Source organism: Aquincola agrisoli (assembly GCF_036621135.1).
Taxonomy (GTDB): Bacteria; Pseudomonadota; Gammaproteobacteria; order Burkholderiales; family Burkholderiaceae_C; genus Aquincola; species Aquincola agrisoli.
Genome location: NZ_JAZIBG010000055.1, coordinates 1 through 1192 on the forward strand (window position 1 = coordinate 1; position 1192 = coordinate 1192).

Annotated in this window: 1 protein-coding gene; it reads left to right on the forward strand. The window is 67.4% G+C overall.

The annotated features are described in order from the left end of the window. The first annotated feature begins 209 nt into the window (after nt 1–209). A complete protein-coding gene (locus V4F39_RS25135) occupies nt 210–1172 on the forward strand; it encodes a transposase (protein ID WP_332292961.1) in 963 nt (320 codons plus the stop codon). Nucleotides 1173–1192: the final 20 nt, after the last annotated feature.

The following is a 1192-nucleotide window of genomic DNA, read 5'->3' on the forward strand; positions in this document are numbered from 1 at the left end:
GCTTGTATGTTCAGACCAGACCGGCACGGTAGAGTCTGAACGCCGTTGAGGCGGCCAGACCGGCCCGTGCAGTTTGGTAGCGGCTGGGGTGATCGAGCCCGTCTCTGAGTACAGAACGCACGGCCGCCGTGCTGGTCTTCCTGAAGCCCGAACGGTTACGCGCACCGGCTTGTCCGAGCGCGCATGCACAAGCAAGGGATCCGAAGACCATGTCTGCTTCCTCAGTGGTGGTGGGCATCGACGTGGCCAAGGCGCACGTCGATGTCTCGGTGCTGGGCGCCAAGCTCGATGCCCAGCGGTTCGACAATCAGGCCGAGGATCACTCGGCGTTGACGGCAGCGTTGAAGGCGCTGGATGTGGCGTTGGTGGTGATGGAGGCCACTGGCGGCTACGAGACGGAGCTGGCCTGCGCGCTGCAAGCTGCCGGCCTGCCGGTGGCGGTGGTCAACCCGCGCCAGGCGCGCGACTTCGCCAAGTCGATGGGCCGGCTGGCCAAGACCGACGCGGTGGACGCGCGGATGCTGGCGGAGTTCGCCGCAGTGCTGCTGCGGCGCGAGGACTTCGAACGCTTCCTGCGCCCGCTGGCCGACCCGCGGCAGCAGTGGCTGGCCGCGCTGGTCACGCGCCGGCGACAGTTGCTGACCATGCTGCTGAGCGAGCGACAGCGCCTGCAGATCACGCCCAAGGGCCTGCACCCGAGCATCGAGGCCATCGTCGCGGCGATCAAGGCGCAACTCGACGACATCGAGGCGCAGATGGTCGGCCATGTGCGTGAGCACTTCGGCGAGCTGGACCGACTGCTGCAGTCGGCCAGCGGCATCGGCCCGATCGCCAGCGCCACGCTGATCGCCGACCTGCCCGAGCTGGGACGACTCAACCGCCGCGAGATCGCCGCCCTCGTGGGCGTGGCCCCGATGGCCAACGATTCCGGCGCGAGCAAGGGGCGCAGGCGCATCCAGGGTGGACGCTTCGAGATACGCCGCGTGCTCTACATGGCGGCGCTGACCGCCAGCCGGCGCAACCCTGCCATCAAGGCGTTCTACGAACGGCTGATCGCCGCCGGCAAGCTGCCCAAGGTCGCGTTGGTAGCCTGCATGCGCAAGCTGCTGACCACGCTCAATGCCATGGTTCGCACCAACCAACCTTGGAACCACTCGCTTCACGGCGCTTGACTTCGAAGACGGTTACTCAG